Source organism: Bacillus sp. 05T31 (assembly GCF_056396725.1).
Window position 1 is genome coordinate 1 of record NZ_JBFTMA010000942.1, and the last position, 1,306, is coordinate 1,306.

Sequence of the window (1,306 nt, forward strand, 5' to 3'; positions counted from 1 at the left end):
GAGCAAGCACTACTGAAACAAAAGCATTCGAAACAAAAGATGCTATCGCAAAAGGTGCAACTGAAGTTGATATGGTAATCAACGTAGGTGCTTTAAAAGATGGCGACAATGAGTTCGTTGAAAAAGAYATTTATGAAGTAGTACAAGCAGCAAAAGGAAAAGCTCTTGTAAAAGTAATCATTGAAACTTGCCTTCTAACAGATGAAGAAAAAGTTCGTGCTTGTGAATTATCAGTAAAAGCTGGCGCTGATTTCGTAAAAACTTCAACTGGATTCTCAACTGGCGGAGCAACTGCAGAAGATATCGCATTAATGCGTAAAACAGTTGGACCAAACGTTGGCGTGAAAGCATCTGGCGGCGTTCGTACACGTGAAGATGCAGACAAAATGGTAGAGGCTGGAGCTTCTCGCGTTGGAGCAAGTGCTAGTGTTGCAATCGTATTAAATGATGCAAAAGGTGCTACAGATAATTACTAATTAATAAAGTGTGAAAAGCAATAGATACACGTTTAAAGTAAAGTGTATCTATTGCTTTAACAATTGAAAAGAATGTAAGCGGATACGAATGGGAGGAGACGGCTTATGAAATACTTAATCGGTTTTTTAGGCCTCGTATTGATTTTAGGTATCGCTTGGCTTGCTAGTAATGATAGAAAGAAAGTCAAATATCGCCCAATCATAACGATGGTTATATTACAATTCATTTTGGGGTTTTTATTATTAAATACAAGCGTAGGGAATATATTAATTAGCGGAATAGCAGATGGTTTTGGAGAATTATTAAAATATGCCGCTGATGGTGTGAATTTCGTATTTGGTGGATTAGTAAATCAAAAAGAGTTTTCATTCTTTTTAAGTGTATTAATGCCAATCGTATTTATATCAGCTTTAATAGGTATTTTGCAACACATTAAAGTATTACCTATTATTGTGAAATCTATCGGTCTAGTATTAAGTAAAGTAAATGGGATGGGGAAACTCGAATCATATAACGCGGTAGCTTCTGCGATTTTAGGACAATCTGAAGTGTTTATTTCAGTTAAGAAACAACTAGGATTATTGCCAGAGAAAAGAATGTATACATTATGTGCATCTGCAATGTCTACAGTATCTATGTCTATCGTTGGATCATATATGGTGTTATTAAAACCGCAATATGTTGTAACCGCTTTAGTGCTTAACTTATTCGGTGGTTTCATCATTGCTTCTATCATTAACCCGTACGAAGTTACTGAAGAAGAGGATATGTTAGAAGTACAAGAAGAAGAGAAAAAGACATTCTTTGAAGTATTAGGGGAATACATTAT

At 35.4% G+C, this 1,306-nt stretch carries 2 protein-coding genes; both read left to right on the forward strand.

Features of this window, described 5'->3' with window-relative positions; genetic code table 11:
• The coding region (deoC, locus tag AC1DJR_RS30125) for a deoxyribose-phosphate aldolase (RefSeq protein WP_477004272.1) at positions 1-476 on the forward strand (476 nt) is incomplete at its 5' end.
• Between the two features lie 105 nt (positions 477-581).
• Positions 582-1,306 (forward strand): Na+ dependent nucleoside transporter N-terminal domain-containing protein (locus AC1DJR_RS30130; RefSeq protein WP_477004273.1); only part of this gene is annotated, 725 nt, incomplete at its 3' end.